26 protein-coding genes are annotated in these 22,953 nt (G+C 67.7%); 12 read left to right on the forward strand and 14 right to left on the reverse strand.

Annotation, left to right across the window (positions count from 1 at the left end; translation table 11 throughout):
• Window positions 1–40 precede the first annotated feature (40 nt).
• Window positions 41–733 (forward strand): YceI family protein, encoded by a 693-nt coding sequence (locus tag VF651_04265; protein HEX7964914.1) that lies wholly within the window; start codon window positions 41–43, stop codon window positions 731–733.
• 93 nt (window positions 734–826) lie between these two features.
• On the forward strand, window positions 827–1,840 hold the full coding sequence (locus VF651_04270; GenBank protein HEX7964915.1) for an Ig-like domain-containing protein: 1,014 nt from the start codon (window positions 827–829) through the stop codon (window positions 1,838–1,840).
• Between the two features lie 95 nt (window positions 1,841–1,935).
• Here the strand turns inward: VF651_04270 and VF651_04275 are convergent, their stop codons facing one another.
• From VF651_04275 to VF651_04310, 8 genes are all read right to left on the reverse strand, one after another.
• Complete coding sequence (locus VF651_04275; protein ID HEX7964916.1) at window positions 1,936–2,448, reverse strand: hypothetical protein; 513 nt, start codon at window positions 2,446–2,448, stop codon at window positions 1,936–1,938.
• Window positions 2,449–2,686: 238 nt separating this feature from the next.
• Complete coding sequence (locus tag VF651_04280) at window positions 2,687–3,421, reverse strand: LytTR family transcriptional regulator DNA-binding domain-containing protein (protein ID HEX7964917.1); 735 nt, start codon at window positions 3,419–3,421, stop codon at window positions 2,687–2,689.
• 585 nt (window positions 3,422–4,006) lie between these two features.
• Entirely contained in the window at window positions 4,007–4,657 is a 651-nt protein-coding gene (locus tag VF651_04285; GenBank protein ID HEX7964918.1) for a LysE family translocator, read from the reverse strand.
• Between the two features lie 17 nt (window positions 4,658–4,674).
• Window positions 4,675–5,304 (reverse strand): peptide-methionine (S)-S-oxide reductase MsrA, encoded by a 630-nt coding sequence (msrA, locus tag VF651_04290; GenBank protein ID HEX7964919.1) that lies wholly within the window; start codon window positions 5,302–5,304, stop codon window positions 4,675–4,677.
• Between the two features lie 133 nt (window positions 5,305–5,437).
• Window positions 5,438–5,824, reverse strand: coding sequence for a DoxX family protein (locus VF651_04295; protein ID HEX7964920.1), 387 nt, complete (start codon window positions 5,822–5,824; stop codon window positions 5,438–5,440).
• 38 nt (window positions 5,825–5,862) lie between these two features.
• A complete protein-coding gene (gene gstA / locus VF651_04300) occupies window positions 5,863–6,465 on the reverse strand; it encodes a glutathione transferase GstA (GenBank protein ID HEX7964921.1) in 603 nt (200 codons plus the stop codon).
• Between the two features lie 19 nt (window positions 6,466–6,484).
• Complete coding sequence (locus VF651_04305) at window positions 6,485–7,591, reverse strand: alkene reductase (GenBank protein ID HEX7964922.1); 1,107 nt, start codon at window positions 7,589–7,591, stop codon at window positions 6,485–6,487.
• 123 nt (window positions 7,592–7,714) lie between these two features.
• Entirely contained in the window at window positions 7,715–8,020 is a 306-nt protein-coding gene (locus VF651_04310; protein ID HEX7964923.1) for a metalloregulator ArsR/SmtB family transcription factor, read from the reverse strand.
• Between the two features lie 110 nt (window positions 8,021–8,130).
• Here VF651_04310 and VF651_04315 point away from each other — a divergent pair, with 110 nt between their 5' ends.
• Genes VF651_04315 through VF651_04325 form a run of 3 tightly spaced genes read left to right on the forward strand, consistent with a single transcriptional unit; the run spans window position 8,131 to window position 10,180 of the window.
• A complete protein-coding gene (locus VF651_04315; GenBank protein HEX7964924.1) occupies window positions 8,131–8,706 on the forward strand; it encodes a sigma-70 family RNA polymerase sigma factor in 576 nt (191 codons plus the stop codon).
• A gap of 2 nt (window positions 8,707–8,708) precedes the next feature.
• The gene (locus VF651_04320) at window positions 8,709–9,215 is read left to right on the forward strand and encodes a hypothetical protein (GenBank protein HEX7964925.1); all 507 of its coding nucleotides are present in this window, start codon (window positions 8,709–8,711) and stop codon (window positions 9,213–9,215) included.
• Window positions 9,212–10,180: a DUF4097 family beta strand repeat-containing protein gene (locus tag VF651_04325; GenBank protein HEX7964926.1), complete on the forward strand. Its 969-nt coding sequence runs from the start codon at window positions 9,212–9,214 to the stop codon at window positions 10,178–10,180. The genes VF651_04320 and VF651_04325 overlap by 4 nt, the downstream gene beginning before the upstream one ends.
• Before the next feature lie 45 nt (window positions 10,181–10,225).
• Here the strand turns inward: VF651_04325 and VF651_04330 are convergent, their stop codons facing one another.
• Window positions 10,226–10,774: a hypothetical protein gene (locus VF651_04330; GenBank protein HEX7964927.1), complete on the reverse strand. Its 549-nt coding sequence runs from the start codon at window positions 10,772–10,774 to the stop codon at window positions 10,226–10,228.
• Between the two features lie 40 nt (window positions 10,775–10,814).
• On the opposite strand from VF651_04330, the gene greB reads away from it, so the two are divergent.
• The 3 genes from greB to trxC all read left to right on the forward strand — a co-directional run bounded on the left by greB (window position 10,815) and on the right by trxC (window position 12,366).
• On the forward strand, window positions 10,815–11,312 hold the full coding sequence (greB, locus tag VF651_04335) for a transcription elongation factor GreB (protein HEX7964928.1): 498 nt from the start codon (window positions 10,815–10,817) through the stop codon (window positions 11,310–11,312).
• Between the two features lie 77 nt (window positions 11,313–11,389).
• Entirely contained in the window at window positions 11,390–11,875 is a 486-nt protein-coding gene (locus VF651_04340; GenBank protein ID HEX7964929.1) for a hypothetical protein, read from the forward strand.
• 50 nt (window positions 11,876–11,925) lie between these two features.
• Complete coding sequence (gene trxC / locus VF651_04345; GenBank protein HEX7964930.1) at window positions 11,926–12,366, forward strand: thioredoxin TrxC; 441 nt, start codon at window positions 11,926–11,928, stop codon at window positions 12,364–12,366.
• Between the two features lie 170 nt (window positions 12,367–12,536).
• Here the strand turns inward: trxC and VF651_04350 are convergent, their stop codons facing one another.
• The 3 genes from VF651_04350 to VF651_04360 form a co-directional block, all read right to left on the reverse strand.
• A complete protein-coding gene (locus VF651_04350; GenBank protein ID HEX7964931.1) occupies window positions 12,537–14,222 on the reverse strand; it encodes a D-aminoacylase in 1,686 nt (561 codons plus the stop codon).
• Window positions 14,223–14,717: 495 nt separating this feature from the next.
• The gene (locus tag VF651_04355) at window positions 14,718–15,092 is read right to left on the reverse strand and encodes a hypothetical protein (GenBank protein HEX7964932.1); all 375 of its coding nucleotides are present in this window, start codon (window positions 15,090–15,092) and stop codon (window positions 14,718–14,720) included.
• A 150-nt stretch (window positions 15,093–15,242) separates the two neighbouring features.
• Window positions 15,243–15,551 carry a hypothetical protein gene (locus VF651_04360; GenBank protein ID HEX7964933.1) on the reverse strand — a complete coding sequence of 103 codons (309 nt, stop codon included), beginning with the start codon at window positions 15,549–15,551 and terminating at the stop codon, window positions 15,243–15,245.
• A gap of 141 nt (window positions 15,552–15,692) precedes the next feature.
• Between VF651_04360 and VF651_04365 the strand changes: the two genes are divergently transcribed.
• The 3 genes from VF651_04365 (at window position 15,693) to VF651_04375 (ending at window position 17,531) form a co-directional block, all read left to right on the forward strand.
• A complete protein-coding gene (locus tag VF651_04365) occupies window positions 15,693–16,079 on the forward strand; it encodes a hypothetical protein (GenBank protein ID HEX7964934.1) in 387 nt (128 codons plus the stop codon).
• A gap of 73 nt (window positions 16,080–16,152) precedes the next feature.
• Complete coding sequence (corA, locus tag VF651_04370) at window positions 16,153–17,121, forward strand: magnesium/cobalt transporter CorA (GenBank protein ID HEX7964935.1); 969 nt, start codon at window positions 16,153–16,155, stop codon at window positions 17,119–17,121.
• An 8-nt stretch (window positions 17,122–17,129) separates the two neighbouring features.
• Window positions 17,130–17,531: an MAPEG family protein gene (locus VF651_04375; protein ID HEX7964936.1), complete on the forward strand. Its 402-nt coding sequence runs from the start codon at window positions 17,130–17,132 to the stop codon at window positions 17,529–17,531.
• Here the strand turns inward: VF651_04375 and VF651_04380 are convergent.
• Together VF651_04380 and VF651_04385 are read right to left on the reverse strand one after the other, a co-directional pair.
• On the reverse strand, window positions 17,521–19,689 hold the full coding sequence (locus tag VF651_04380) for a DUF5916 domain-containing protein (protein HEX7964937.1): 2,169 nt from the start codon (window positions 19,687–19,689) through the stop codon (window positions 17,521–17,523). The two genes, VF651_04375 and VF651_04380, sit on opposite strands and share 11 nt — an antisense overlap.
• An 8-nt stretch (window positions 19,690–19,697) precedes the next feature.
• On the reverse strand, window positions 19,698–20,681 hold the full coding sequence (locus VF651_04385) for a hypothetical protein (GenBank protein ID HEX7964938.1): 984 nt from the start codon (window positions 20,679–20,681) through the stop codon (window positions 19,698–19,700).
• A gap of 169 nt (window positions 20,682–20,850) precedes the next feature.
• On the opposite strand from VF651_04385, the gene VF651_04390 reads away from it, so the two are divergent.
• Complete coding sequence (locus VF651_04390) at window positions 20,851–22,926, forward strand: winged helix-turn-helix domain-containing protein (protein ID HEX7964939.1); 2,076 nt, start codon at window positions 20,851–20,853, stop codon at window positions 22,924–22,926.
• Window positions 22,927–22,953: the final 27 nt, after the last annotated feature.

Raw genomic sequence — 22,953 nt, forward strand, 5'->3', positions numbered from 1 at the left:
GGTCGGACTATGCTTAAGGATATCGCTTAAGGTGAACGCCATGCGCAAGTTTCTTATTCCCCTGCTGCTCTTCGCCGTCGCGCTGGCTTCCTGCCGCACTGCGCCCACCCACCCCGGCAGCAGCGCGCCCAGCGGCGAGGTGGGGAAGGCCGCGGCGGGCGCGGCGCACTACCAGGTGGATCCCGCGCGCTCGGACGTGCGCTTCCTGGTCTACAAGGCGGGTGCCCTCTCCGCCTTCGGCTACAACCACGTGATCCTGGCCAAGGACTTCAAGGGCGACGTGTACCTGGCCAAGGACTTCGGCGATTCCTCCTTCACGCTGGTGCTGCCGGTGAAGTCCTTCGTGGTGGACGAGCCGGAGGCCCGTGCCCACGAGGGCGCCGACTTCGCCAAGCAGCCCTCGCCCCAGGCGGTGAAGGGCACCACCGAACACATGCTGGGGCCCGAGGAGCTGGACGCGGAGCACTACTCCGAGGTGCGCGTGGAATCGGTGAAGTTCACGGGCGGGATGGCCAAGGCCGAGGCCACGGTGCGCGTGACCCTGCACGGCACGGCCCGCGACCTCAAGGTGCCGGTGACGGTGACCCAGGACGGGGACGACCTTTCCGCCAGCGGCGAGTTCAAGATCAGCCAGGCGGAGTTCGGCATCACGCCCCACAGCGCCCTGGGCGGCGCCATGGCGGTGGCGGACGTGGTTGCGATCAAGTTCCGCATCGTGGCCCGCAAGGGTTGATACATAAGCAGGAATAAACTCCGGGAATTGGGCGTTAGCTCGCAGTAGAGAGGGCCAGCCGGTCCTCATACTTTCGGCGCGAGGTATACGCCCATGTCCAGGACCACCCTGTCTCCCCGTCTCGTCCTCACCAGCCTGCTCGCGTTCCTGGCCTTCGGCTGCGGCGGCAGCGGCTACGGCTCCGGGGGCGCCTACGGCGGCGGCAGCGGTGGTGGCGGCGGCGGCGGCGGCGGCATCGTCACCAACATCACCATCAGCCCCACCAACGCGGCGGTCAGCGTCGGCGGCACGCAGCAGTTCATCGCCGTGGCGAAGGACTCCGCCGGCAACACCGTCTCGAACCCGGCGCTGACCTGGAAGTCCTCCGACGCCGCGATCGCGACCGTGGACAACCATGGCCTCGCCACCGGCGTGGCGGCCGGCGCCGCCAGCATCACCGCCTCCTCCGTCTACCTCGGCACCACCTACACCAGCAACGCCGCCACTCTCACGGTGACGCTGTCCGCAGCGGTGATGGGCACCGTGGCGGTGGGCCATCCGCTCAAGGGCGCGCTGGTGACGATCGAGGACGCGCAGGGCCGCACGGCGGCGACGCTCTCGGACGATAACGGCCGCTACCAGCTCTCCACCGCGGGGCTGAAGGCGCCGTTCCTGCTCAAGGCCGAGGACGGCCGAGGCCGCGTGCTGTTCGGCGCCGCTGCCGCGGACGGCATCGCGAACCTGGATACGGTGACGGACCTCATGCTGCGCGGCTGGTACGGCGCGCACGGCACCCGCGCCGAGACCGCGTTCGACATGCACGCGGGCGCGCCCGACGCGAAGTCCCTCGCCGCGCTGGAGGCGGGCTTCCGGCAGTTCATGCAGGCCGAGCTCGCGGCCCAGGACCTGCCGGACGATTTCGACCTCATGACCACGTCCTTCCTGGCGGACGGCACCGGCTTCGACGCGGTGCTGGACCGGATGAGCGTGAGCGCCGCCGCCGGCGGGCTGCACGTGGAGATCGGCGGGCGCGGCACCGACGTGCGCTTCGGCCACGGCGTGCTGGAGTTCAGCTCGGTGGTGGCGGACGGCCAGGCCGTGGAGACGAAGAGGCTGGAAGTGCTCTGAGGGGTGGTAGCGCTGCCGGACGTCACACCGGCACCGCCCGGGGAGCCGCCCGCAAGGGCGGCTCTTCTTTCATGCGAAGTTGCCGGAGGGGAAGGCTAGCCCGGCACGGGCTCCGGCGGCGCGTCGCGCAGCAGGGGCAGGTCCGAGACCACCGGCAGGGAGGCGGGCGCGGCGCGGCGCTGGAACATGCGCTGCAGGTCCAGGACCGGCATCGGCTGCCGCCGCCAGCCGAAGCAGCAACTAGCCACCTCGCGCCAGCGCGCCGCGGGCTCCGGCAGCGGACACAGGTCCTCGTCTTCCAGGCGCACCTTGAGCGGCGGTGCCGCGAGACGCAACGCGCCATACTCCTGCGGCTGCCGCCCACATCCCCGGTAGCCCACGACCGCGGCGTAGGGCCACGCGTCGCCGGCATCGCCGTCCAGCCAGGTGCGCAGGTCCCACACCGGCAGCGGGTGCCGGCGCCACAGCAAGGTGCGGCGGCGATGGGACGGGGACTCCGGGACCTCGCAGGTCTCCGGATGATAGAAGGTGTATACCAGGTCGTGGATGCCGATGGCGGCCCGGAGGCCAGCGCCGAAGTTGAGCAGCCAGGCGTTCGCGCCGTTCACGCCGCAGCCATCCCCGCCGGTGCACGGCGTGGCCGCCCCCTGCCCCTGATCCCGGATGACGCCGTGTCCATGGCGCCCATCATGGGAACGACTTGACACTTCAGTTCCCGCTTTCGACGAAACGCGCCATCCGCGCGACGAACACGCACCTGGCTGCGGAGAAAAGCCGGAAGCGCGGCGCGCCCGCGCAGGCAGATGCGGTGCGCCCGGCCGAAGGGACGGGAGGCGCGGCCGAGCCCTAGCGGAGCTCTTCCAGCAGTTTCTTCACGGTCTCGCGGTAGGTGGGGCCGGAGGCGAGCTGCTCGCCGCCGTCCATGATGAACTCGTAGTCGCCGCGGCGGCGCGAGCGCATCTCCTTGACGTAGTTGACGTTCACCAGCGCCGACTTGCTGATGCGCACGAACAGGGTATTGTCCATGCGCCGCGCCACGCTGCTGATGCGGTCGCGGGTCATGGTGCGCTCGCCGTTGATGGTGTGCACGTGCACGTAGTCCCCGTCGGCCCTGATGAAGGCGATCTTGGAAGTCTCCATGAACTTGACGCGGGTGCCGTCCTTGACCGGGATGCGGCGCCGGCCCCTGCCCAGGATCGCCTGCCGGAGGCCCGCCATCTCGAGGGCGAGCTGCTGGTTGGATTCGGCCTGCTCGAGCACCAGGCTCTTGTAGTAGTCGATGTCGGCGAAGGCGCCCTGGAAGCGGCTGACGCTGCCGTCGGCTGCGCGCAGCACGCGGCTGTATTCGGACACCCACAGCGGGCTGCCGTCCTTGCGGAGCAGCTGGGTCTCGAAGTTGCAGACCGCGCCGTGCTCCTGGAGCTGCTCGATGAGCTGCAGGCGCACGTCGGGCTGCGCGTAGAGCTGCGCGCCGATGTCCTTGATGTTCTCGACCATGTCGCGGGCGGAGTGGTAACCGAGCATGTCCGCGAACAGCGGGTCCACCTCGATGAAACGCCCGCCCAAGGTGCTCTGGTACATGGCCCCTGCCAGCTGGTCCTGTTGCCGCCCGGTGGGCGGAGTCTGAACCCGAGTCACATCGACCTCCCTAGCACCGGTTGTGCGGCCCCTCTTCCCGCCGGCCGCCCCACCTCCACGGAGGTGCTGCCGGATGGGGCCACGCTGGCAACATAGCCCCCCGCTGTCTGGGGTGTATCGGGCGTTTTCCCTATTTTTTGGGGGCGAGGGACGCGGGGTCTGCCGCTCCACGGAGAGGTGCGCATGGGGGCTGAGGGTGGCGGGACGGGGATGCGCCGGAGCGGGCTTGGGACGGCCGGCGCTGGGGCGGCTCCGCGGCCGGCATGTTCGGCTGGAGTTTGCGCGCTTTCGACTTGAGGTTGGTCGCTTTCGTTGCTTAGTGCGCCTGCGGCCCGGAAGCGGCCTATACAATCCGGCCACTTTTGCTTCAGGGACGCGGATCACCCCTTTAAGCGGCGTGTTTGGCTGATAGCCATCGGTCCTAACGTATCCGGGGTTACACCTCCACTCGTTAAATCCCGCATACCAGACCCGAGGGGACCCGTTGCATGCCGCCGATCCGCGTCCCTTCTCTCCTGCAAGCTGACGCTAGTGCGCCTCGCCGCGCAGATGGTCCATGGGGATCAACAGCCTGAGGCCCGTGTAGCCGAACACGACTGCCAGCCCCGCTTCGAAACCCCGCCGCACGGCGAGGTAGCCCGAGCGGACGGCCGGGACGGAGAACAGGCAGGCATAGCCGCCGAAGATCACGATGCCCAGCGGCAGGCATCCCGCCACCACCCACAAGGCTTCTGCGGCGTGTGCCCCGGGCGGTACCGCCAGGGACACGATGGACAACCATACGAAGATCGCCTTGGGGTTGGTGACATGCATGGCGGCGCCGCGCAGGTATATCCGCAGCCCGCTCTCCGCGATGCCGCCGCCCAGCGCGGCCTCCGCGTGGGGGCCGAGCGCCGCGCGCGCGGAACGCACCGCCAGCCACAGCAGGTACAGCCCGCCCATGAGCTTCATGGCGACCAGCGCGCCCGCGTAAGCCGCGAGCAGCGCCGACAGGCCGAAGGCGGCGAGCAGCCCCCAGAACACCGAGCCCGAGACGATGCCGAGCGCCAGCAGCAGCGCCGGCCGGCGTCCCGCGCGCATGGCCATGCCCATGATGGCGAGGTTGCTGGGCCCGGGGCTCGCCACGCCGATGGCGTAGGCGGAATAGGCCAGCAGCAGGTTCGTGGCAGCGTGCGGCATCGTCCGGTCTCCCCTGTCTAGAGCGCGCAGCTCACTCCGGTGCCGCCGAGGCCGCAGTAGCCGTTGGGGTTCTTCGCCAGGTACTGCTGGTGGTAGTCCTCGGCGAAGTAGAACGGCGGGGCCTCGCGCACTTCGGTGGTGATGGCGGGATAACCCGCGCGGCGCAGCGCGTCCTGGTAGTCCTTGAGCGAATCCTCCGCCGCCTGCTTCTGCTGCTGGCCGTAGGTGTAGATGCAGGAGCGGTATTGGGTGCCGACGTCGTTGCCCTGGCGCATGCCCTGGGTGGGATCATGGGCTTCCCAGAACACCTTGAGCAGTTCCGGATAAGCCACGCGCTTGGGGTCGTACACCACACGCACCACCTCGGTGTGGCCGGTGCGGCCGCTGCACACCTCTTCATAAGTGGGGTTGGGCGTGTAGCCGCCGGCGTAGCCCACGGCGGTGACGTACACGCCGGGGACCTGCCAGAACTTGCGCTCCGCGCCCCAGAAGCAACCGAGGCCGAACACCGCCTCCTGCATGCCCGCCGGCAGCCCCTTCAGGGGATGGCCGTTGACGTAGTGGGTCTCCGGCACGGGCAGCGGCGCGGCGCGGCCGGGCAACGCGAGGTCCTGCGGGATCATCTGGCTCTTGCGGGCGGCGAACATGGGGGCTCCTGCCGGCGTTGCGCCGGGTCGGTACGGTGGGGATACGTCTTAAGACCTTAATAGAGACGCGTTTATTGCGTACCCAACCGGACGCAACAGGGACGGGGCCCCGCCGGCCCCGTCCCTTCCCGTCTCAAGCCCATCTCAGCCGGAGCTTGGAATCCAGGCTAATGCGCCCCGCGCCGGTCACGGCCACGTAGAGGTAGCCGCCGGCGAGGCCCAGGTTCTTCATGAAGTTGATGAACTGGTTGAGGTCGGCGAAGTTGCTGTGGGCGATGCATGCCGAGATCACCGAGAACGCCGCCAGCGCCCAGGCCACGGGCCGGGTGAAGGCGCCGGCCAGGAGCAGCAGGCCGCCGCCCAGCTCCCACAGGATCAGGATCGGCATGGACCAACCCGGCAGGCCGTAGGAGACCATGTAGCCCTGCATGGCCTCGTAGTGCACGAGCTTGTTCCAGCCGGACCAGATGAACAGCGCGGCGAGCAGGATGCGGGCCGCGACCAGGATGACGTCTCTCATGGATGGACTCCTTTCTCTTCGTTGGTTGATCCCGTGGCTCAGGCCGCGGCGCGCTCGCTCTGCAGCGCCTCACGCACCTTGGGACGGTCCGCCACGCGCTGGCGGTAGTCCGAGAGGTGCTTCCAGGCGCTGAGCTCGATGCCCACGTGCGGGGCCCAGCTTACTACCGTATAGAGGTAGGCGTCCGCCACCGTGAACTGCTCGCCCATGAGGTAGCTGTGGTCGGCGAAGTGCTTGTCCAGCATGTCGAAGCGCTTCGTGAGCTTGGCCTTCAACACTTCCTTGGCGTCGTCCTTCAGTTCCTTGTTGAACATGGGGCTGAAGCCCTTGTGGATCTCGCTGCTGACGAAGGTCAGCCACGAGTTGGCACGCAGGCGCGCCAACGTGCCGGGCTTCGGGATCAGGTTCGCCTGGGGCGCCTGGTCGGCGATGTACTGCAGCAGCGCGGCGCCCTCGGTGAACACCTCGCCGTCGTCCAGCTGCAACGCCGGCACGTAGCCATAGGGATTGATCTTGTAGAAGTCGGTGCCGTCCTTGAGCTTATGGTCCTTCACCGCCACCAACTCCACCGGCAGGCCGGCTTCGTGGAAAGCGATGTTGGAGGCCAGGGAACAAGCGCCGGGGGAGAAGTACAGTTTCATGGTCTTAGACTCCTTGTTGTTAAGCCGTCAAAGCCGCGGCTGAGAGCGGCGCATAGTCCGTGTAGCCCTTGGGGCCGGTGCTGTAGAAGGTGTTGGAATCCGCCTTCGCGAGCGGGGCACCCCGGCGGAAGCGCTCCACCAGATCCGGGTTCGAGATGAAAGGCACGCCGTAGGCCACGAGGTCGGCGCGGCCTTCCGCGACGGCGGCATTGCCCTTGTCCCGGTCGTAGCCGGTGTTGGTGATGAGCGTGCCGCGGTAGACCTTCCGGTAATGGCCGGTCACGTCCGCCACCTGCTTCGGGTCGTCCACGGGGCCCGCCGCGTCACGCAGGTGCAGGTAAGCGAGCTTGTAGTCGTTCAGCCTGCCGATCACGTAGTCGTAGAGCGCCCGGCTGTCGGAGTCCGCCGGCGAGTTCCAGGTGTTGGTGGGCGAAAGCCGGATGCCGGTCCTGCCGGCACCGACGGCCTTGACCACCGCCTCCACCACCTCGAACAGGAAGCGCGCACGGTTCTCGATGCCGCCGCCATACTGGTCGGTGCGCTTGTTGATGCTGTCCCGCAGGAACTGCTGGATGAGATAACCGTTGGCGCCGTGGATCTCCACGCCGTCGAAGCCGGCGGCGAGCGCGTTCCTGGCGCCTTGCGCGAAGTCCTGCACCACCTGCTGCACCTCGGCGGTGCTGAGCTCACGGGCGGCCACCGTGTCCTTCTCCACGCCGGCGGGCGTCCAGGCCTTGGCGCCCGGATTGAACACCGAGGGCGCCACCGGCAGCGCGCCGCCGTGGAAGTCCGGGTGCGAGACCGCGCCCACGTGCCAGAGCTGGAGGAAGATGCGGCCGCCGCGCGCGTGCACCGCCGCCGTCACCTGCTTCCAGCCCTCGACCTGTGCGGGCGAGTAGATGCCGGGCGTGTAGAGGTAGCCCATGCCCTGGGGCGAGACCTGGCTGCCTTCGGTGACGATGAGGCCGGCGCCGGCGCGCTGCGCGTAGTACTCGGCATGCAGGGCCGTGGGCGCGAGCGCCGGATTGTCGGCACGGTCGCGGGTCATGGGGGCCATCACCACGCGGTTCTTGAGTTCGTAGTCCCCGAGCTTCACGGGGGTCAACAGGGGCTGCGTCTGGTTCATGGTGCTTCCTTACTTTTATTTCAGGGTTGTAACTAAATATCTATGAATTTCGATATGCCCGATCCAAAAAATGGCCCTTGCGGGCACGCACATGTGTCGTCCAAGTCCTAGACCTGGCTCAACTCAAATTTCTTCCTTCAGGAACTTGCCCAGTTCCTTCAACGCATCCTCGTTGCGCTCATAGAAGGTGTACTGCCCTTCCCGCCGCGCCACCACGAGACCCGCCTTCATGAGCATGGCCAGGTAATGGGAGGCGGTGGACTGCGAGAGGCCCAGCTTCTCCTGTATCTCGCCCACACACACCAGCTTGCCGCGCGGGCCTCCGGAGGGGCAGTCTCCGCCGAAGTGCTGCTGCGGATGCTTCATCCAGCTCAGGATCTGCAGCCGCGACTTGTTGGCCAACGCCTTGAAAACCAGCACCTGATCCATGGACGGTAGTATATCGAGTTTTTTCGATATGTCAATGCCTTCCCCTTCCCGCCTGGCCTAGACTGCCCTCTCCATCTAAACCTGCTGCCCTCGCCGACCGTCCAAAGGGCATGGAAACAGCCACGGCCATGCGCCTCACGGAACTGGAACCCAAGGCCGCAGCCGGCGACGACGCCGCGCTGGCCGGGCGCGCCCGGTCCGGGGACATGCGGGCCTTCGAGCAGCTCTACCGCAAGCACGTGGGCCGGGTGCACGCGGTGTGCCTGAGGCTCGCCGGCAACCGGACGCTGGCGGAGGAATGCACCCAGGACGCGTTCGTGAAGGCCTGGGAATCCCTAGCGGGCTTCCGCGGCGACGCGAGCTTCGGCACCTGGGTGCACCGCATCGCCGTGAACGCGGTGCTGGAACGCCACCGCACGCAGCTGAGGCAAGCCGCCTGGGTGAGCTCCGGCGACGAGGACGCGATGGCCTCGGTCCCGGGCGCCGACGCGGATCCCGGCCACGGCCTGGACCTGGAACAGTGCATCGCCGAGCTGCCGCCGGCGGCGCGCATGGTATTCGTACTTTTCGACGTGGAGGGCCACACCCACGAGGAGATCGCCGGCATGACCGGCCTCGCCGTGGGGACCAGCAAGGCCCATCTGCACAGGGCCCGCCAGATACTGCGGGCGAGGTTGGAGGCATGAACATGAACGACGACAAGCTGAAGGCGGCGCTCGGACGGCTGCCGCGCGAAGCGGCCCCGCAGGGCGACCTGTGGCCGGGCATCTCGGCCCGTATCGCGCGCAAGTCCCGGGTGCGGCCCCTATGGGCCTACGGCCTGGCCGCGAGCCTGGTGGCGGCGGTGGCCGCCGGCAGCGTGTGGAACTACCTGCACCTGCAGCACGGCGCCGCGCCGCTCGAGGTGGTGGCTTCCGGCACGAGCCACGACAGCGCCTACTTCGCCCAGCGCGCCGCCTTCGCCGAGAGCAGCGTGCAGAACGCCACGAACCTCGCGCCGGCGACGCGCGAGGTGATCCTGAAGAATCTGCGCATCATCGAGGGCTCGATGCAGGACATCCAGACCGCCCTCGACAAGGACCCCAGCAACCCGCGCCTGCGCGGCCTGCTCTACGACCTGTACCAGAACGAAGCCCGGCTGCTGGCAGCGACCCAGCAGGCGGATGCCAAGACCAACGCGAGGAACTCACTATGAAACGCCTAGCCATCGTCATCGCCTACGTGCTCTTGAGCCTGACCGCCGTGGCGGGAGCCTTCTCCCTCATGGCGCTCACCTCCAGCACCGCCTACGCCCACGGGAACGACCGCGACTACGACAGTGACGCCGACGGTGACGGCGGCCACTCGGTCAACGAGAGCCGCCCGGTCAAGCCGGACGGCGAGGTGCGGGTGGACAACCTGGCCGGCACCGTGCGGGTGGAGGGCTGGGACAAGAACGAGGTGCGCGTGAGCGGCAGCCTCGGCGGCCAGGTGGAGAGGCTCGAGATCACCGGCGATGACTCCAGCCTCAGCATCCGCGTGATCCTGCCGCAGCACAACTGCCGCGACTGCGAGGCCGACCTGCAGATCAACGTGCCCAGAAGCAGCCGCCTGGAGGTGAGCACCGTCAGCGCCGACGTGGAGGCGAACGACGTGAACGGGTCGCAGCAGCTCGGCACCGTGAGCGGGAACATCATCCTGAGGTCAGGCTCCGGCCGCGTCGAGGTGAGGACCGTGAGCGGCGACGTCACGGTGGTGGGCTCGGCCAAGAACGCCCAGGTCTCCGGCAACAGCGTCAGCGGCACGGTGCACATCTCCAACGTGGACGGCAGCGTGGACGCCGAGAGCGTGAGCGGCGACGTGAGGGTGAGCGCGAGCCATCTCACCGGCGTGAAGATGAGCGCCACCTCCGGCAACCTCATGTTCCAGGGCACCCTGGCGAAGGGCGGTAACTACGACTTCCACAACGTGAGCGGCGACGTGCAGCTGGCGGTGGGGATGAATCCCTCGGCTCGCTTCGACTTGTCGAGCTTCAGCGGCGGCATCGACAACAGCTTCGGGCCCAAGCCCACCCGGGTCAGCAAGTACAGCCCCGGCATGGAGCTGCGCTTCACCAACGGCGCGGCGGATGCGGAGGTCGACGCCCAGACCATGAGTGGGGAGATCCACCTGCAGAATTGAAGCCTTACCGGAACCGAGACCCTGAGGGGCGCCGCGAGGCGCCCCTCATCTTTTCGGCTTGGCGGCGGGCTTGGCGCGCTTCTGCTTCTCCGCCGCCGCCTCCGGCAGCAACTGGTAGAAGAGGCTCGACTCGCGCTTGTAGAAGCCCTCGGTGTGGAAGGAATCGGCCAGCTTGAAGTGCTCGTAGTCCAGGTGGTGGCCGAGCTCGTGCAGCAGCGTGCGCAGGAAGCTCTTGAACGCCACCGGCCGCTTGATGCGGGCGGTGCGCATCCACAGGCTGATGCGCGCCGTGCGCATGCGGCCCTCCACACCCTCGTAGAGTCCATGCAGCTCGCCGGAACCGTCCGCCGGCCGTACCGCCAGCACCCGCAGCGTCACCGGCGCCACCTTGAGGCGCGCGAGGATGCCGCTGGCGAGCCCCTGGCAGACCCGCTCCACCCGGGCCCGGTCGTCCGCCTCCAGCGCCGCCTTCAGTTCAGGCAGCAGCGGCCACAGGCCCTCCGCATCCGGCAGCGGCGTGCGCTCGATGCGGTCGCTGGCGTCGTAGACCTGCTTGTCCTTCGCACTGAGGGATTTGTAGTAGTTGAATCGCATCACGGCGGAGTATGGGGGTGGCCCCTCATATAATAAAGACATGAGCCGCTGGCGCCCGCCTTCCCCTGGATCTTCGCCGTACATCACCGCCGAGGGTTACGCCGTGCTGCAGGCGGAGCTGAAGGGGCTGTGGGAACGGCGCACCGGCGTGACCGCGGCGCTCAGCGCCGCCGCGGCCGAGGGCGACCGCTCCGAGAACGCGGAGTACATCTATCGCAAGAAGGAACTTAGGGAGATCGACCGGCGCATCCGCTACCTGCAGAAACGCATGCCGGACCTCAAGGTGGTGACCGAATCCCCGGGCGAGCGGAGCCGCGTGTTCTTCGGCGCCTGGGTCACGCTGGAGGACCCGGCCGGCGAGGAAGTCGAATACCGCATCGTGGGGCCGGATGAGTTCGACCCCGCCAAGCGCTATATCAGCATGGATTCCCCGCTGGCGCGGGCCCTGCTCAAGAAAGCCGTGGACGACGAGGTGGACCTCAAGACGCCCGCCGGCCAGGCGCACTACTACATCGTGAAGGTGCGCTACGCCGGCTGAGCGCCGCGGTGCATATGTCTCCAGGGAATACGGCAAATCCGTTTGCCGCCCTCTCCGGTGCGGCGCATCATTGGCCCATGGCCGACATCAAGAAGACCGCCGCCAGCGAGCATGACCTGGACAAGGCGCTGCAGGAGACTTTCCCCGCCAGCGACCCCGTCACGGTGCACTCCACCGTGGAGGAAGAGAAGGAGCGCCGCCGCCAGGTGCTGGAGCGGGATGCCGAAGAGAAGCGCGCAGCCCGCCCCACCCACACCGATTCCGCCCTGGACGAGGCACTGCGCGGGACATTCCCCGCCAGCGACCCCGTGAGTGTGGAAGCGGCGGTGGAGGAAGACGCGCAGCAGCGCAAGGTGTCCAAGGTCGCGCGCAAGAAGCGTGCCGCGAAGCGCCCGCGGAAGAGCCCGCGCCGCAGCACCCACCCCACCGGCCGGCGCACCGGCCAGAAGAAGACCCACAGCAAGAAGCGCAAGAGCATGCATGGCGCGCCGGACCCGCGCCGCAAGAAAGCGCCCCGCAAGAAGAGCGCACGCCGCAAGGCGCGCGCCACGCGCGAGGCTTGAAAACATCAGGGCCGGGACCTATCTAGCGGGTACACCGCCAGGAGTCTCCCATGCCCGACCCCACCCTCCATGTCGCCTGCCCCGCCTGCGGGGCCAGCAACCGCCTGCCCGAGGCACGCCTCGGCGAAGCGCCCAAGTGCGGCAAGTGCGGCGCGGCGCTGTTCAGCGCGCATCCCAGCACCCTGACCGATGCCAACTTCGACAAGCTGGTGGGCGGCACCGATCTGCCGGTAGTGGTGGATTGCTGGGCGAGCTGGTGCGGCCCCTGCATGCGCTTCGCGCCGGTGTTCGAGGAGGCTGCCGCCAAGCTGGAACCCAGAGTGCGCTTTGCCAAGCTCGACACGGATGCCAACCAGGCGGTCTCCGCGCGCCTCGGCATCCGCAGCATCCCCACGCTGGTGATGTTCAAGGGTGGCAAGGAAGTGGCGCGGGTCTCCGGCGCGCTGCCGCTGGGGCCGTTCCTGGAGTGGGTCAAGAAGAATGCTGCTTAAATCCGATCCTCGTACTTTAATCGGGGCTACGTGAAAAAGCGTCGCGAGCCGAAGCAGAGCGGTGTGCCGCATGCGGCACACCACGAGGCAAATCCACACACTCGCCGCTCTCGCACATCCCCGTGCTCCGCGGCACGTACGCATCCTGCTACAGACGAAGCCCAACTTTTTCAGGGTTTGCCGTAGCCCGGGCCTAGGATGACCTGCCCCGGCAGGGCATCCGTCATCTTGCCTCCGTCCACCACCGGCACGCCGTTCACCAGCACGTAACGCATACCCACCGAGTAACGGTTGGGGTCGTCGTAGGTGGCGACGTCGTGCAGTGCGTCCGCGTCGAATACCGCCACGTCCGCCCACATCCCGGCCTTGAGCATCCCCCGGTCCTTGAGGCCCATGCGCTGCGCCGCCAGGGAGGTGAACTTGCGCACTGCGTCCGGCAGCGTGAGCCTGCGCTCGTCGCGCACGTACTTGGCCACGATGCGCGGGAAGGTGCCGTAGGCGCGCGGGTGCGGGTGCTCGCGGCCCATGATGCCCTCCGGGGAGGTGCCGGAGGCGTCGTTGTCGATGGATACCCAGGGCTGCTGCAGCACCAGGGCCACGTCGGGCTCCGCCATGCCGAACACCGCCACCATGGTGGCGCCGTTGTCCTGCGCCAGGAAGTCGCAGATGGTGTCGATGCCGTCCTCGTGCCACTCGGCGGCGATCTCGCTCACCCGCATGCCCTGGTAGCGGGCCAGCTCCGGCTTGTTGGCCGCCACGATGATGATGTCCTGCGGCCCCTCGATGGCGAGCCACTCGTTGTCCCACTTGTCGGTGGGCGTGAGCATGTCCTGGCGGATGCGGGCCCGCAGCGCCGGGTCCTTGAGCCGTTCGATCATCTTCCGGTTGCCGCCGTCGTGGACCCAGGGCGGGATGAAGGCGGAGAAGGAATTCTCCCAGGCGGTGTAGGCGTAGGTGTCGGCTGCGATGTCCAGGCCCGAAGCCCGCGCCGCCTCGATGCGCTTGATCACCTCCCCCGCCTTGCCCCAGTTCTGCTTGCCGGAGGCCTTGAGGTGGAATATCTCCACCGGGATGTGCGCCTCTCGCGCGATGCGGAAGGTCTCGTCCAGGGCCGCGGACTCGGCGTTGCCCTCGCTGCGCATGTGGGTGGCATAGATGCCGCCGTATTGCGAGGCCGTCTGGGCCAGCGCCACCAGCTCCTCGGTCCTGGCGTAGGGAGCCGGCGTGTATTGCAATGCCGTGGACAGGCCCATGGCCCCGGCCCGCATGCCATCCGCCACGATACCCTGCATCCTCTTCAGCTCCTCCGGCGTGGGCTGGCGGTCGCCGTAACCCAGCACCATCTCCCGCACGGAGGCCGCACCTATATAGGTGGCGAGGTTGATGCCCATGCCGCCCTTGCGCAGGCGCGCGAAGTATTCCGGCAGCGTGCGCCAGTCCACCTTGATCTGGTAGTGGTCGTAGCCGGGCTGGTTCTCCTTGATCATCTCCTCGCTCAAGGGCGCCGCCGACTCGCCCTCGCCGGTGATCTCGGTGGTGATGCCCTGGTAGATCTTGGAGGGCACCCGCGGATCCACCAGCATGGAGAGGTCCGACTGGCCCAACATGTCGATGAAGCCCGGCGCCACCGTGAGGCCATGGGCGTCGATGACGCGCTTCGCCTTCGTATCGCCGAGCTTGCCCACGGCGGCGATGTGCCCGTCGCGGATCGCCACGTCGCCCGTGTACGCCGGCGCGCCGCTGCCGTCTAAAATGTTGCCGTTCTTGATGATCAGGTCATACTGCGCCGTATCGGCGAAGCAAAATGAACTGATCTGCAACAGAAACGCCAGTATCGCCAGCCTGGTAATGTTCATTATGCCCCCGAATGTACTTGGGCCTTTAGTCGGTCTGCACACAGTCCTGCATGCGGAATATTTCCGGAACACCCACATCTATCCCTGAACATTGAGAAATATGAATGGCCGTCTTGTAGCTGCGACCATGCATCACGTCGTTCAGAGTCGTATAACCGTTCACGAGCCACAACTTGCCATCAATGGATCTTACGGCTACGTTACAGCCAAGAGCTATATCGTCGACAGTACAGACACCAAACCGAAATGGTCTTCCAGATCTCGTCGCCTGATCGATGCACTCCCGAATGGCAGCGACATGCCTCGGATCATCGCCACGCAACAATCCGCAGTCCATCCCCATATTGCCGCTAAGGCGATACACGGGATCGCGCATAGCGCCATGAAGGGCCTCATTCCACGCATTCAGGTCCAGAGGCCCAGAAGCGGTCGCACATGCCGAGCAGATGGCGATTGACAAAATCGTAGCCATAATCATCGCTGGCTTCACACCGGTTACCTCTTTGGTTTATTGCCGAAGAGTTCGTCCAGTTCCGCCCGTGACGGATCGGGCGCAGCCTGCGGTTTGACGGCGCCACCGAACAGCGCGTCCAGCTCGCCCTTGGCCTTCGCGGCGGGATCCTCGTCCCGGCTCCGGTGGGCACCAGCCCTGGGCTCGAACCACTCGCAGAAGTTCGCGCGGGCCTTCTCCTGCACGTGCTCGGCGCGCTCCTCGCGGCAGCCATCGTTGAGCTTGGGGTCGTGGAAGCGGCACATGAGGCAGGCATAGAGCTCGCTGCCGCACTTAAGGCACTGCGACAGGCGCGACAGGGGCATGGGCACGCCGTCGAGCGACACACCGCATTTCCAACAGACAAGGTCCGTGCTCATGGACCTTATTCTAGGTGGAAAATTGACCTAAAAGCGTCGCGAGCCGAAGCAGAGCAAGGCGCACGAGGCGAGCAGGAGGGAGCGTACTCTTAGGTACGTGACCGACTGCGAGCCCGAAGTGCAACGACGCTATGCGAGGCGCAGCAGCTTTTAGGCCCAGGCTGCGTTGGAGTCCGTGGGAGAGTGGAAATAGTCACTCTCCTCCGCGGAGAGCTGCACCGCCTTGATGAGTTCCGCCTGGCGCAGCGTGGCGGTGGAGACCGGCGCGCAGTCCTCGCACATGGGATCCTCGCAGGGCTGGCGCGAGTAGAGCCAGTAATGCACGGCGCCGGCGAGGATGCCGTCGGCGATCTCCCACACGTCGAGCTCCGGGTTCTCGTCGGCTATGCGGTTGGCGAGCTCCACCACCCGGCGGGCGGCGTCATCGAAAGGCGAAAGGTCGGAAGTCTTGGGAGCCATGACGGTTTAGATCCGGTGTGCGCGGCAGGTGAGGGATAGTCTAGCAGACCAGGCCGGGCCCCCTGTGCGGCCCGTCCCGGTGTCGCCCCCGCGCCCGTGTTAGGATGCGCCCCTCGACGACATAATCCCCGCAGGCCCGCCATGGCAGACGAAGAACTGAAACTCGAGCTCGACCTCGACAACCTCTACCGCGAAGAGATCTTCACCGACCAGAAGATCGGCACCATCCGCCAGCTCACGCCGGTGAAGCGCGACGGCTCGCGCGATGACGCGCGCCCGGTGCTGTTCGTGGGCGAGACCAGCCTGATGACGCCCGCCGGCACGCTGCCGATCCACTTCAAGCTCGAGGGCGCGGACCTCGGCGCCGCCGCGGCGCAGTTCTCCGAGGCCGCGAACAAGGCGATCCATGACACCATGGAGCAGTTGCGCGAGCTGCGCCGCCAGGCGGCCTCCTCCATCGTGGTCCCCGACATGACCAAGGGCGGCATGGGCGGATTGGGCGGCGGCGGCAAGATCCAGATGCCGTGAGTCCCGCCGCGCCGTAGCGCGGCCGTTTTGGGTATATTGGGCGCCACCGGAGCGCCCGGCGTGGGAGTGGACCATGCTGATCAATTGCGCCGCCTACCAGGAAGGCAAGAAGCTCACCGATATCCCCCAGTCGGAGATCGGCGCCTACCTGCGCCGGCCCGACTGCTTCGTGTGGGTGGCGCTGCGCGACGCGGACGCCGCCGAGATGGCCGAGATGCAGCAGCAGTTCGGCCTGCACGAGCTCGCGGTGGAGGACACCCTGGCCGGCAGCCAGCGGCCCAAGCTCGAGGAGTACGGCGACTCCCTGTTCACGGTGCTTCAGACCATCGAGATGGTCGAGGGCGAGCTGCACGTGGGCGAGCTCTACATCTTCGTCGGCCCCAACTACGTGCTCTCCTGCCGCCGCAAGTCCGAGAAGGGCTTCATGGACGTGCGCGCGCGCTGCGAGCGCGAGCCGCACCTGCTGCGCCACGGCTCGGGCTACGTGCTGTACGCGCTCATGGACGCGGCGGTGGACCGCTACTTCCCGATGCTGGAGCGCCTGGAGGGCGAACTGGACGTGCTGGAGGAGCGCATCTTCAGCAAGGACGCCTCGGCACGCGCGAACATCGAGTCCCTGTACGGCCTCAAGCAGCGGCTCGGCACCGTCAAGCACGCCACCGGCCCCGAGCTCGAGGTGGTGAGCAAGCTGTTCGGCGGGCGCGTCCCCATGGTGTGCAGCAACATGGGCGACTACTTCCGCGACATCTACGACCACCTGGTGCGGCTCAACCAGAGCATCGACACCGCCCGCGACACCATCGGCACCGCGATCTCGGTGAACCTCTCCATGATCGCGCTGCAGGAGAACGAGACCACCAAGAAGCTCGCCTCCTACGCCGCGCTCATCGCTGTGCCGACGCTGGTGGTCGGCGTGTACGGCATGAACTTCGAGCACATGCCCGAGCTGCACTGGACCTTCGGCTACCCGCTGGCGCTGGCGCTCATGGCCGGCATCGACTTCTACCTCTACTACCGCTTCCGCAAGTCGGGCTGGCTGTGAGGGGCGGCATGGACCTCGCCTACCTCGCCATCATGCTTATGCTGATGGAGTACTCGCTGTTCGCCGGCTTCGTGGCGCTCGCCCGTGTGCGCTACAAGGTGCCCGCCCCGGCCATCGCCGGCCATCCGGACTTCGAGCGCCGCTTCCGGGTGCAGCAGAACACCCTGGAACAGCTCATCGTCACGATCCCCTCGCTGTGGATCTTCGCCGTGACCCTGAGCCCGCTGTGGGCCGCGCTGTTCGGGCTCGTGTTCATCTTGGGCCGCGCCTGGTACGCCTGGGGGTACTACCGCAGCGCTCCCGGCCGGCACTGGGGCTTCACCGCCGGGGCCTGGGGCACGGGCCTGCTGGCGGCCGGCGCCTTCCTCGGCATCTTCAAGGACCTGTACTTCCTCATCGTCAACGGCTGAAGTTCCACGACAGCTTCACGATCACCGCGTCCGCCACGTCCGGCACGCCGGGCTGTGCCAGCACCGACTCGCGCCAGTTGCGGTTCCACACCACGTAGAGGTCCTTGTCCGCGGCGATGGCCCAGTGCAGCCGCGTGTTGAACCCGAGCTGGTCCTGGCTGGTGTCGTACTGCACGAAGCTCGAGATGGAGAGGTCCGGGTCGAAGGACCAGGCCGCGTTCAGCTGCCACAGCCGCTGCACGAAGTGCCCCTGCGGCAGGTCGCCGAACACGCTCTCGTTGGTGAGGCCGAGCTCCAGCCGCCCGTCCAGCCCCGCGTAGGTGAGCTGGGCATAGCCGTCCTTGACGCGGCCGGAATAGAACTGGCCCCAGGTCGGGCGCAGCACCAGGCGGAACGTATCCACCGGCGAATCGCACTCCATGCGCCAGCGCTGGAAGCGGTAGGTGCCGGCGGGGATGGTGACATTGTTGTCGACCGCGAACGGCGCGGACAGGTTCTCGTACTCGCGCATCAAGGTCGGGTAGAACGCGCTGCCGTCGGTGAGGCTCACGCCCGGCGAGAGGTGCAGCTCGTAGCTCTGCAGGTGGCCCGCGAGGTCGTCCACCTGGTTGTAGAACTCGTCCAGCTGCCAGTAATTCACCGGCGTGGGCGGCGGCGGCGTGGGGAACCAGCCGAGCTCCTCCCACAGCTGCTTGGTGCCGGGGCGCGGCAGGAAGCCGAGGGAGGTGTCGAAGGCGTCCCCGTAGGTGTTCACCTTGAGGTCGCCGTACCAGACGTAGTTGGGATAGGTGAGCTCGTAGCCCCAGCCGCGGGTGAGGCCCGGCAGCTTCGCGCCGCCGGTGTTCGCGCCCCAGGCGGTGGCCTCGAACTTGTGGCCGAACAAGCGGTCGGTCTTGAACGCCGCGTCCACGCCGGTGAAGGCGGCATCGGTGGCGCCGCTGGGGTCGCCGCGGGTCAGCAGCGTGCCCACCTGCCACTCGTCGCTGAGGTTGTAGGTGAAGCGCCCCACGAACAGGTTCTGGTCCGCCACCCCGTCGAAGGCGCCGGTGTCCACGTCCAGCACGCCCATGGACAGGTCCCCGACCCGGCCGGTGAGCTTGACGCCCTCGTCGATGGGGACGGTGTGGCCGTCCGCGAGGCCGATATCCCGCGAGTAGAACGCCACGAAGCCGCCGTTCAGGTTGCCGTAGGTGCCGCCGTTGTTGAAGGCGAACAGGCTGCTGCCGTCCAGGAAGAACTGGCGCTTCTCCGGGAAGTACAGCGAGAAACGGCTCAGGTTGATCTGCTGCGCGTCCGCCTCGGTCTGGGCGAAGTCGGTGTTGACGGTGAGCGTGCCGGAGAGCTGCGGCGTGAAGTTGTACTTCACCTCGCCCCCCACCTGGGCACGCTTGGCCCCGGTGTCGATCTGGTCGCTGCGCACCAGGAGGTACGGGCTGAACTCGAAGCCGCTGCCAGCCTTGAAGCCCTGCATGCCGTCGAGGATGCCGTACTGCTGCGGGCTGAACGCGCCATAGGCCGGGCTGATGGCCGCCCACTTGGTGACCAGGGACTTGCGCGGCACCCAGCGCGCGACGTTGAAGCCCCAGTGGCCTGAGTCGGGCCGGAACTGCAGGCTGCGGGTGCTGATGGCGATCTCCAGGTCCCAGCCGTCCGGCACCCGCCGCGCCTTCGCCTCCCAGATGCCGTCCCAGCCGAAGTCGGCGGTGTCCACGCCGTTGGCCTCCACCGCGTCGTCGCGGGCGCCGCCGGCGTTGATGCGGAAGATGTAGGCGTTGCGGTGGTCGTCGAAGGTGTTGAGCATCAGGGTGATGTGGTCGTCCACGTCCTGGTTGCCGTCGCGGCGCAGGCCGTGGGTCTGCACCAGGTCCGGCTCCGGGTCCACCGCATGCACGCCTATATAGAGGTGGTTGTCGTCCCGCAGCAGCAGCACCCGGGTGTGGAAGGGCGTCGGCTGGCCGGTGAACGGCGTGTTCTGGATCAGGTCCTCGATCACGCCCGCCTCCTGCCAGGCGGGGTCGGAGAGGTCGCCGTCCAGCTGCAGCGGCGCGGTAGCGCGCGGCACCGTGACGTGGGGCTGGATGGCGTCCGCGGCCAGGACCGCGGATGGCAAGCCCGCGCCCGCGAGCAGGCCGGCCAGGAGGATGGATGCGGTCTTCATGCGTGCCCCTAGAGGTCGAGTTTGAGGATGACCGGCTGGTAGAGCCGGTCGAGCGGCGGCAGGTTGCCCTGGGCGTCGATGCTGTCGAACTGGGAATTGGCGATGTAGTAGAGCGTGCTGCCCACCACCACGCCGGTGGTGATGTGCGCGAACAGCGGGTGGTTGAGCTCCAGCACCCTGCAGCGTTGCGCCGTGAGGCCGTCGTCGGAGAGCTCGCAGCGTGAGACCCGGTTCAGGTCCGGCTGCATGAACACCACGGCGTGGCCGTAGAGATAGAGGCCGTCGGCGCCGCTGAGCCTGAACCCCGCCGGGTCCGCCACGGGCTTGCGGCTGCGGCTCGCGATGTCGATGACGCTGATGCCCGCCGCGTCCGCCACGTACAGTCGCTTGCCGTCGGGCGTGGCCGCGATGCCGTTGGGGTAGCGGAACGCGGCGTCGCCGGAATAGAACGGCGCGAAGGTGCCGGTCTTGGCATCCAGCCGCCACACCTGCCCCGCTTCGAACATGTGGGTCACGTACACGTCGCCGCCGGGGGCGAGCGCGAGGTCGTTGAGGAAGTGGTCCGTCCCCGGTTCGTCCAGCAGGTACTGGCCGAGCAGGCGGCCGTCGTCCAGGTCGAACTTGAAGAGGCCCGCCGCGTTGGCGCGGCCGGAACGGTGGCCCACCAGGTTGCCGCCGTCGGAGCTCGCCACCCACAGCACCCGGTGCTTCGAGTCGGCCTTCATGCCGATCACCTGCCACAGGCCGTGGGCGCGGGCGGTGACGAGGTCCCATTCGCGGCAGCCCGGCACCACTTCCAGGATCTTGCCCTTGCGGGTGCTGCCCACCAGGAAGCGGCCGTCCTTGGCGTCGTAGGCCAGGCTCTCCGGCAGCAGGTCCTTCTCCTTCAGCGTGAAGGCGATGGTGCTGTGGTTCACGGCCGGCTCCGCGGACAGCGCGGGCGGCGCGTGCCCCAGCAGCGGGCAGAGCAGTAAGGCGGCCAGGCGGCTCATGACGACACTCCGTTTCCAGGTGCGCCCACTATGGGAGCCGTCCCCTTGGGACCGCCTGAAGAAGGCCGGACTTTTCCTGACTAATCGCCGACTTTTCGCTGCACCACTACCGGGACGCGGTGTCTACAGGCATCATCTACGCACCGGGGAGCCCCTGACCGATACCGCCATGACCGATACCGACGTGGAATACCGCCTCTGCGAGTGGCGCGTGCAGCCCGCCCTGAACCGCCTGACCCGCGGCGGCACCGAGCTCCGACTCGAGCCGCGCGTGATGCAGGTGCTGACCTGCCTGCTGGAGGCCGGCGGCGAGCCCGTCACCCGCGACGCGCTGATGCAGCGGGTATGGGGCCACGAGCACGTGACCGAGGACGCGCTCAACCGCACCGTCTCCAAGCTGCGCCGCTTCATCTCCGACGACCTGGCCTGTCCCGCCGAGATCGAGACCATCCCCAAGACCGGCTATCGCCTGGTGCAGCCCCGTGCGCAGGCCCCCGCCGCCGCGGTCCCGGCGCGGTCCGATCTCAACGGCGCGCTGCGCCGGCACTGGTGGTGGGTGGCGGCTCTGGCCGTGGCGGTCGGCATCGTGGCTTTCTTCTGGCCGCGCCGCACCCATGACTCAGTCATGAGCGTGGTGATGGACCCGCAGGCCAGGGTGGTGCCGCTCACCGCGCTCGAGGGCAAGGAGATCTATCCCACCCTCTCGCCGGACGGCAGCCATGTGACCTTCGGCTGGCGCATGAGCCCGGATGGGAAGTACCACGTCTACGTGCGGCCGCTCTCCTCCGAGGCCTTGCTGCAGGTGACCAACGGCGATCGCGATGAGTACATCTCGCGCTGGTCGCCGGATGGCACCCGGATCGCCTACGTCAGCATCGACATGCGCACCTGCGAGGTGCTGAGCGTGTCCGCGGTGGGCGGGCCTTCGCGGCACATCGCCGACTGCGACAAGCTTGAGGGTGACAACCTGGACTGGTCGCCGGACGGCACCACCCTCGCCATGAAGGCGCCGGACTCCAAGGGCCTGGACCTGCTCACGCTGGCCGACGGCAGCATCCGGCACTTCACCGAGGTGCCGCCCGCGGACATGCTGGATACCAGCCCTACGTTCTCGCCGGACGGCACGCTGCTCGCGTTCGTGCGCTGGCATGCCCACGGCGTCGCCAACGTTTACGTGGTGCCGCTGAGCGGCGGCGAGCCCAAACGCCTCACCTTCGACAACCTCAAGATCGAGGGCCTGGCCTGGGAGCCGGATGGCCGGCACCTGGTGTTCTCCTCCAACCGCGGAGGCCCCTTCGGCCTGTGGCGGGTGGACGTGGATGGCGGTCCGGCCGAGCACGTGCCGCAGTCGGGCCGTGCCGCCTACTCGCCGGTGCTGAGCCGCGACGGGCGCCAGCTCGTCTACGAGGAATGGGCGGGCCAGACCAACCTGTTCAGCCTGGACGCGCGTGATGGCGGCGCGCCGCAGCAGATCACCTACACCACCCGCTGGAACTGGAACCCGGCCGCCTCGCCGGACGGCAAGCATCTGGCTTTCGCCTCGGACCGCTCCGGCACCTCCGAGATCTGGGTCAGCGACCGCCTGGGCGAGCAGGCCCTGAAACTCACGGACTTCGGCGGCCCCTATACCAGCGGCCCCGCCTGGTCGCCGGACAGCCTGCACATCGTGTTCGACTCGCCGGCGGTGGACGGCAACTTCGACATCTATGAAGTGGACGCCGCCGGCGGCACGCCGCGCCGGCTCACCAACTCGCCGGCGGAGGACCGCTTCCCCCACTACTCGCCGGACGGCAAGTGGATCTACTTCACCTCGCGCCGCAGCGGCGCCTGGGAGGTGTGGCGCATGCCCGCCGGGAGCGGTGACGCGAGCCAGGTGACGTTCAACGGCGCCTACTACAGCCAGCCGGGTCCGGACGGCGCGGTCTACTACTCCCGCGACTGGACCGACGGCTTGTGGCGCCTGAAGCCCGGCGGCCAGCCGGAGCTGGTGGTGCCGGACCTGGACCCCGAGAACTGCAGCAACTGGCAGGTGGGAAAGGACCGCATCTGGTACGTGCAGCGCAACGACCCCTACAAGCCGAGCGTGCTCGCGACCCACAGCCTGGCCGCGGGCGGTCCCGGCCAGCGGCTGACGGCGCTGCCGCGCCTCACCTACAAGTCAGGCATCGGCCTCACGCCGGACGGGAAAATACTGCTGGCGGAAGTGGTGTCGGACGAATCGGATCTGATGCTCTTGACGCATTGAAGCCGGAAGTGGGGGGGGGGGGGGGGG

The organism is Gammaproteobacteria bacterium (genome assembly GCA_036383255.1).
Taxonomy (GTDB): domain Bacteria; phylum Pseudomonadota; class Gammaproteobacteria; order Natronospirales; family REEB76; genus DASUBN01.

Coding starts and splice junctions, on each gene's coding strand:
- VF651_04265 (HEX7964914.1), top strand. CDS start 41: ATGCGCAAGTTTCTTATTCCCCTGCTGCTCTTCGCCGTCGCGCTGGCT.
- VF651_04270 (HEX7964915.1), top strand. CDS start 827: ATGTCCAGGACCACCCTGTCTCCCCGTCTCGTCCTCACCAGCCTGCTC.
- VF651_04280 (HEX7964917.1), bottom strand. CDS start 3,421: ATGTACCAGAGCACCTTGGGCGGGCGTTTCATCGAGGTGGACCCGCTG.
- VF651_04285 (HEX7964918.1), bottom strand. CDS start 4,657: ATGCCGCACGCTGCCACGAACCTGCTGCTGGCCTATTCCGCCTACGCC.
- msrA (HEX7964919.1), bottom strand. CDS start 5,304: ATGTTCGCCGCCCGCAAGAGCCAGATGATCCCGCAGGACCTCGCGTTG.
- VF651_04295 (HEX7964920.1), bottom strand. CDS start 5,824: ATGAGAGACGTCATCCTGGTCGCGGCCCGCATCCTGCTCGCCGCGCTG.
- gstA (HEX7964921.1), bottom strand. CDS start 6,465: ATGAAACTGTACTTCTCCCCCGGCGCTTGTTCCCTGGCCTCCAACATC.
- VF651_04305 (HEX7964922.1), bottom strand. CDS start 7,591: ATGAACCAGACGCAGCCCCTGTTGACCCCCGTGAAGCTCGGGGACTAC.
- VF651_04310 (HEX7964923.1), bottom strand. CDS start 8,020: ATGGATCAGGTGCTGGTTTTCAAGGCGTTGGCCAACAAGTCGCGGCTG.
- VF651_04315 (HEX7964924.1), top strand. CDS start 8,131: ATGGAAACAGCCACGGCCATGCGCCTCACGGAACTGGAACCCAAGGCC.
- VF651_04320 (HEX7964925.1), top strand. CDS start 8,709: ATGAACGACGACAAGCTGAAGGCGGCGCTCGGACGGCTGCCGCGCGAA.
- VF651_04325 (HEX7964926.1), top strand. CDS start 9,212: ATGAAACGCCTAGCCATCGTCATCGCCTACGTGCTCTTGAGCCTGACC.
- VF651_04330 (HEX7964927.1), bottom strand. CDS start 10,774: ATGCGATTCAACTACTACAAATCCCTCAGTGCGAAGGACAAGCAGGTC.
- greB (HEX7964928.1), top strand. CDS start 10,815: ATGAGCCGCTGGCGCCCGCCTTCCCCTGGATCTTCGCCGTACATCACC.
- VF651_04340 (HEX7964929.1), top strand. CDS start 11,390: ATGGCCGACATCAAGAAGACCGCCGCCAGCGAGCATGACCTGGACAAG.
- trxC (HEX7964930.1), top strand. CDS start 11,926: ATGCCCGACCCCACCCTCCATGTCGCCTGCCCCGCCTGCGGGGCCAGC.
- VF651_04350 (HEX7964931.1), bottom strand. CDS start 14,222: ATGAACATTACCAGGCTGGCGATACTGGCGTTTCTGTTGCAGATCAGT.
- VF651_04355 (HEX7964932.1), bottom strand. CDS start 15,092: ATGAGCACGGACCTTGTCTGTTGGAAATGCGGTGTGTCGCTCGACGGC.
- VF651_04360 (HEX7964933.1), bottom strand. CDS start 15,551: ATGGCTCCCAAGACTTCCGACCTTTCGCCTTTCGATGACGCCGCCCGC.
- VF651_04365 (HEX7964934.1), top strand. CDS start 15,693: ATGGCAGACGAAGAACTGAAACTCGAGCTCGACCTCGACAACCTCTAC.
- corA (HEX7964935.1), top strand. CDS start 16,153: ATGCTGATCAATTGCGCCGCCTACCAGGAAGGCAAGAAGCTCACCGAT.
- VF651_04375 (HEX7964936.1), top strand. CDS start 17,130: ATGGACCTCGCCTACCTCGCCATCATGCTTATGCTGATGGAGTACTCG.
- VF651_04380 (HEX7964937.1), bottom strand. CDS start 19,689: ATGAAGACCGCATCCATCCTCCTGGCCGGCCTGCTCGCGGGCGCGGGC.
- VF651_04385 (HEX7964938.1), bottom strand. CDS start 20,681: ATGAGCCGCCTGGCCGCCTTACTGCTCTGCCCGCTGCTGGGGCACGCG.
- VF651_04390 (HEX7964939.1), top strand. CDS start 20,851: ATGACCGATACCGACGTGGAATACCGCCTCTGCGAGTGGCGCGTGCAG.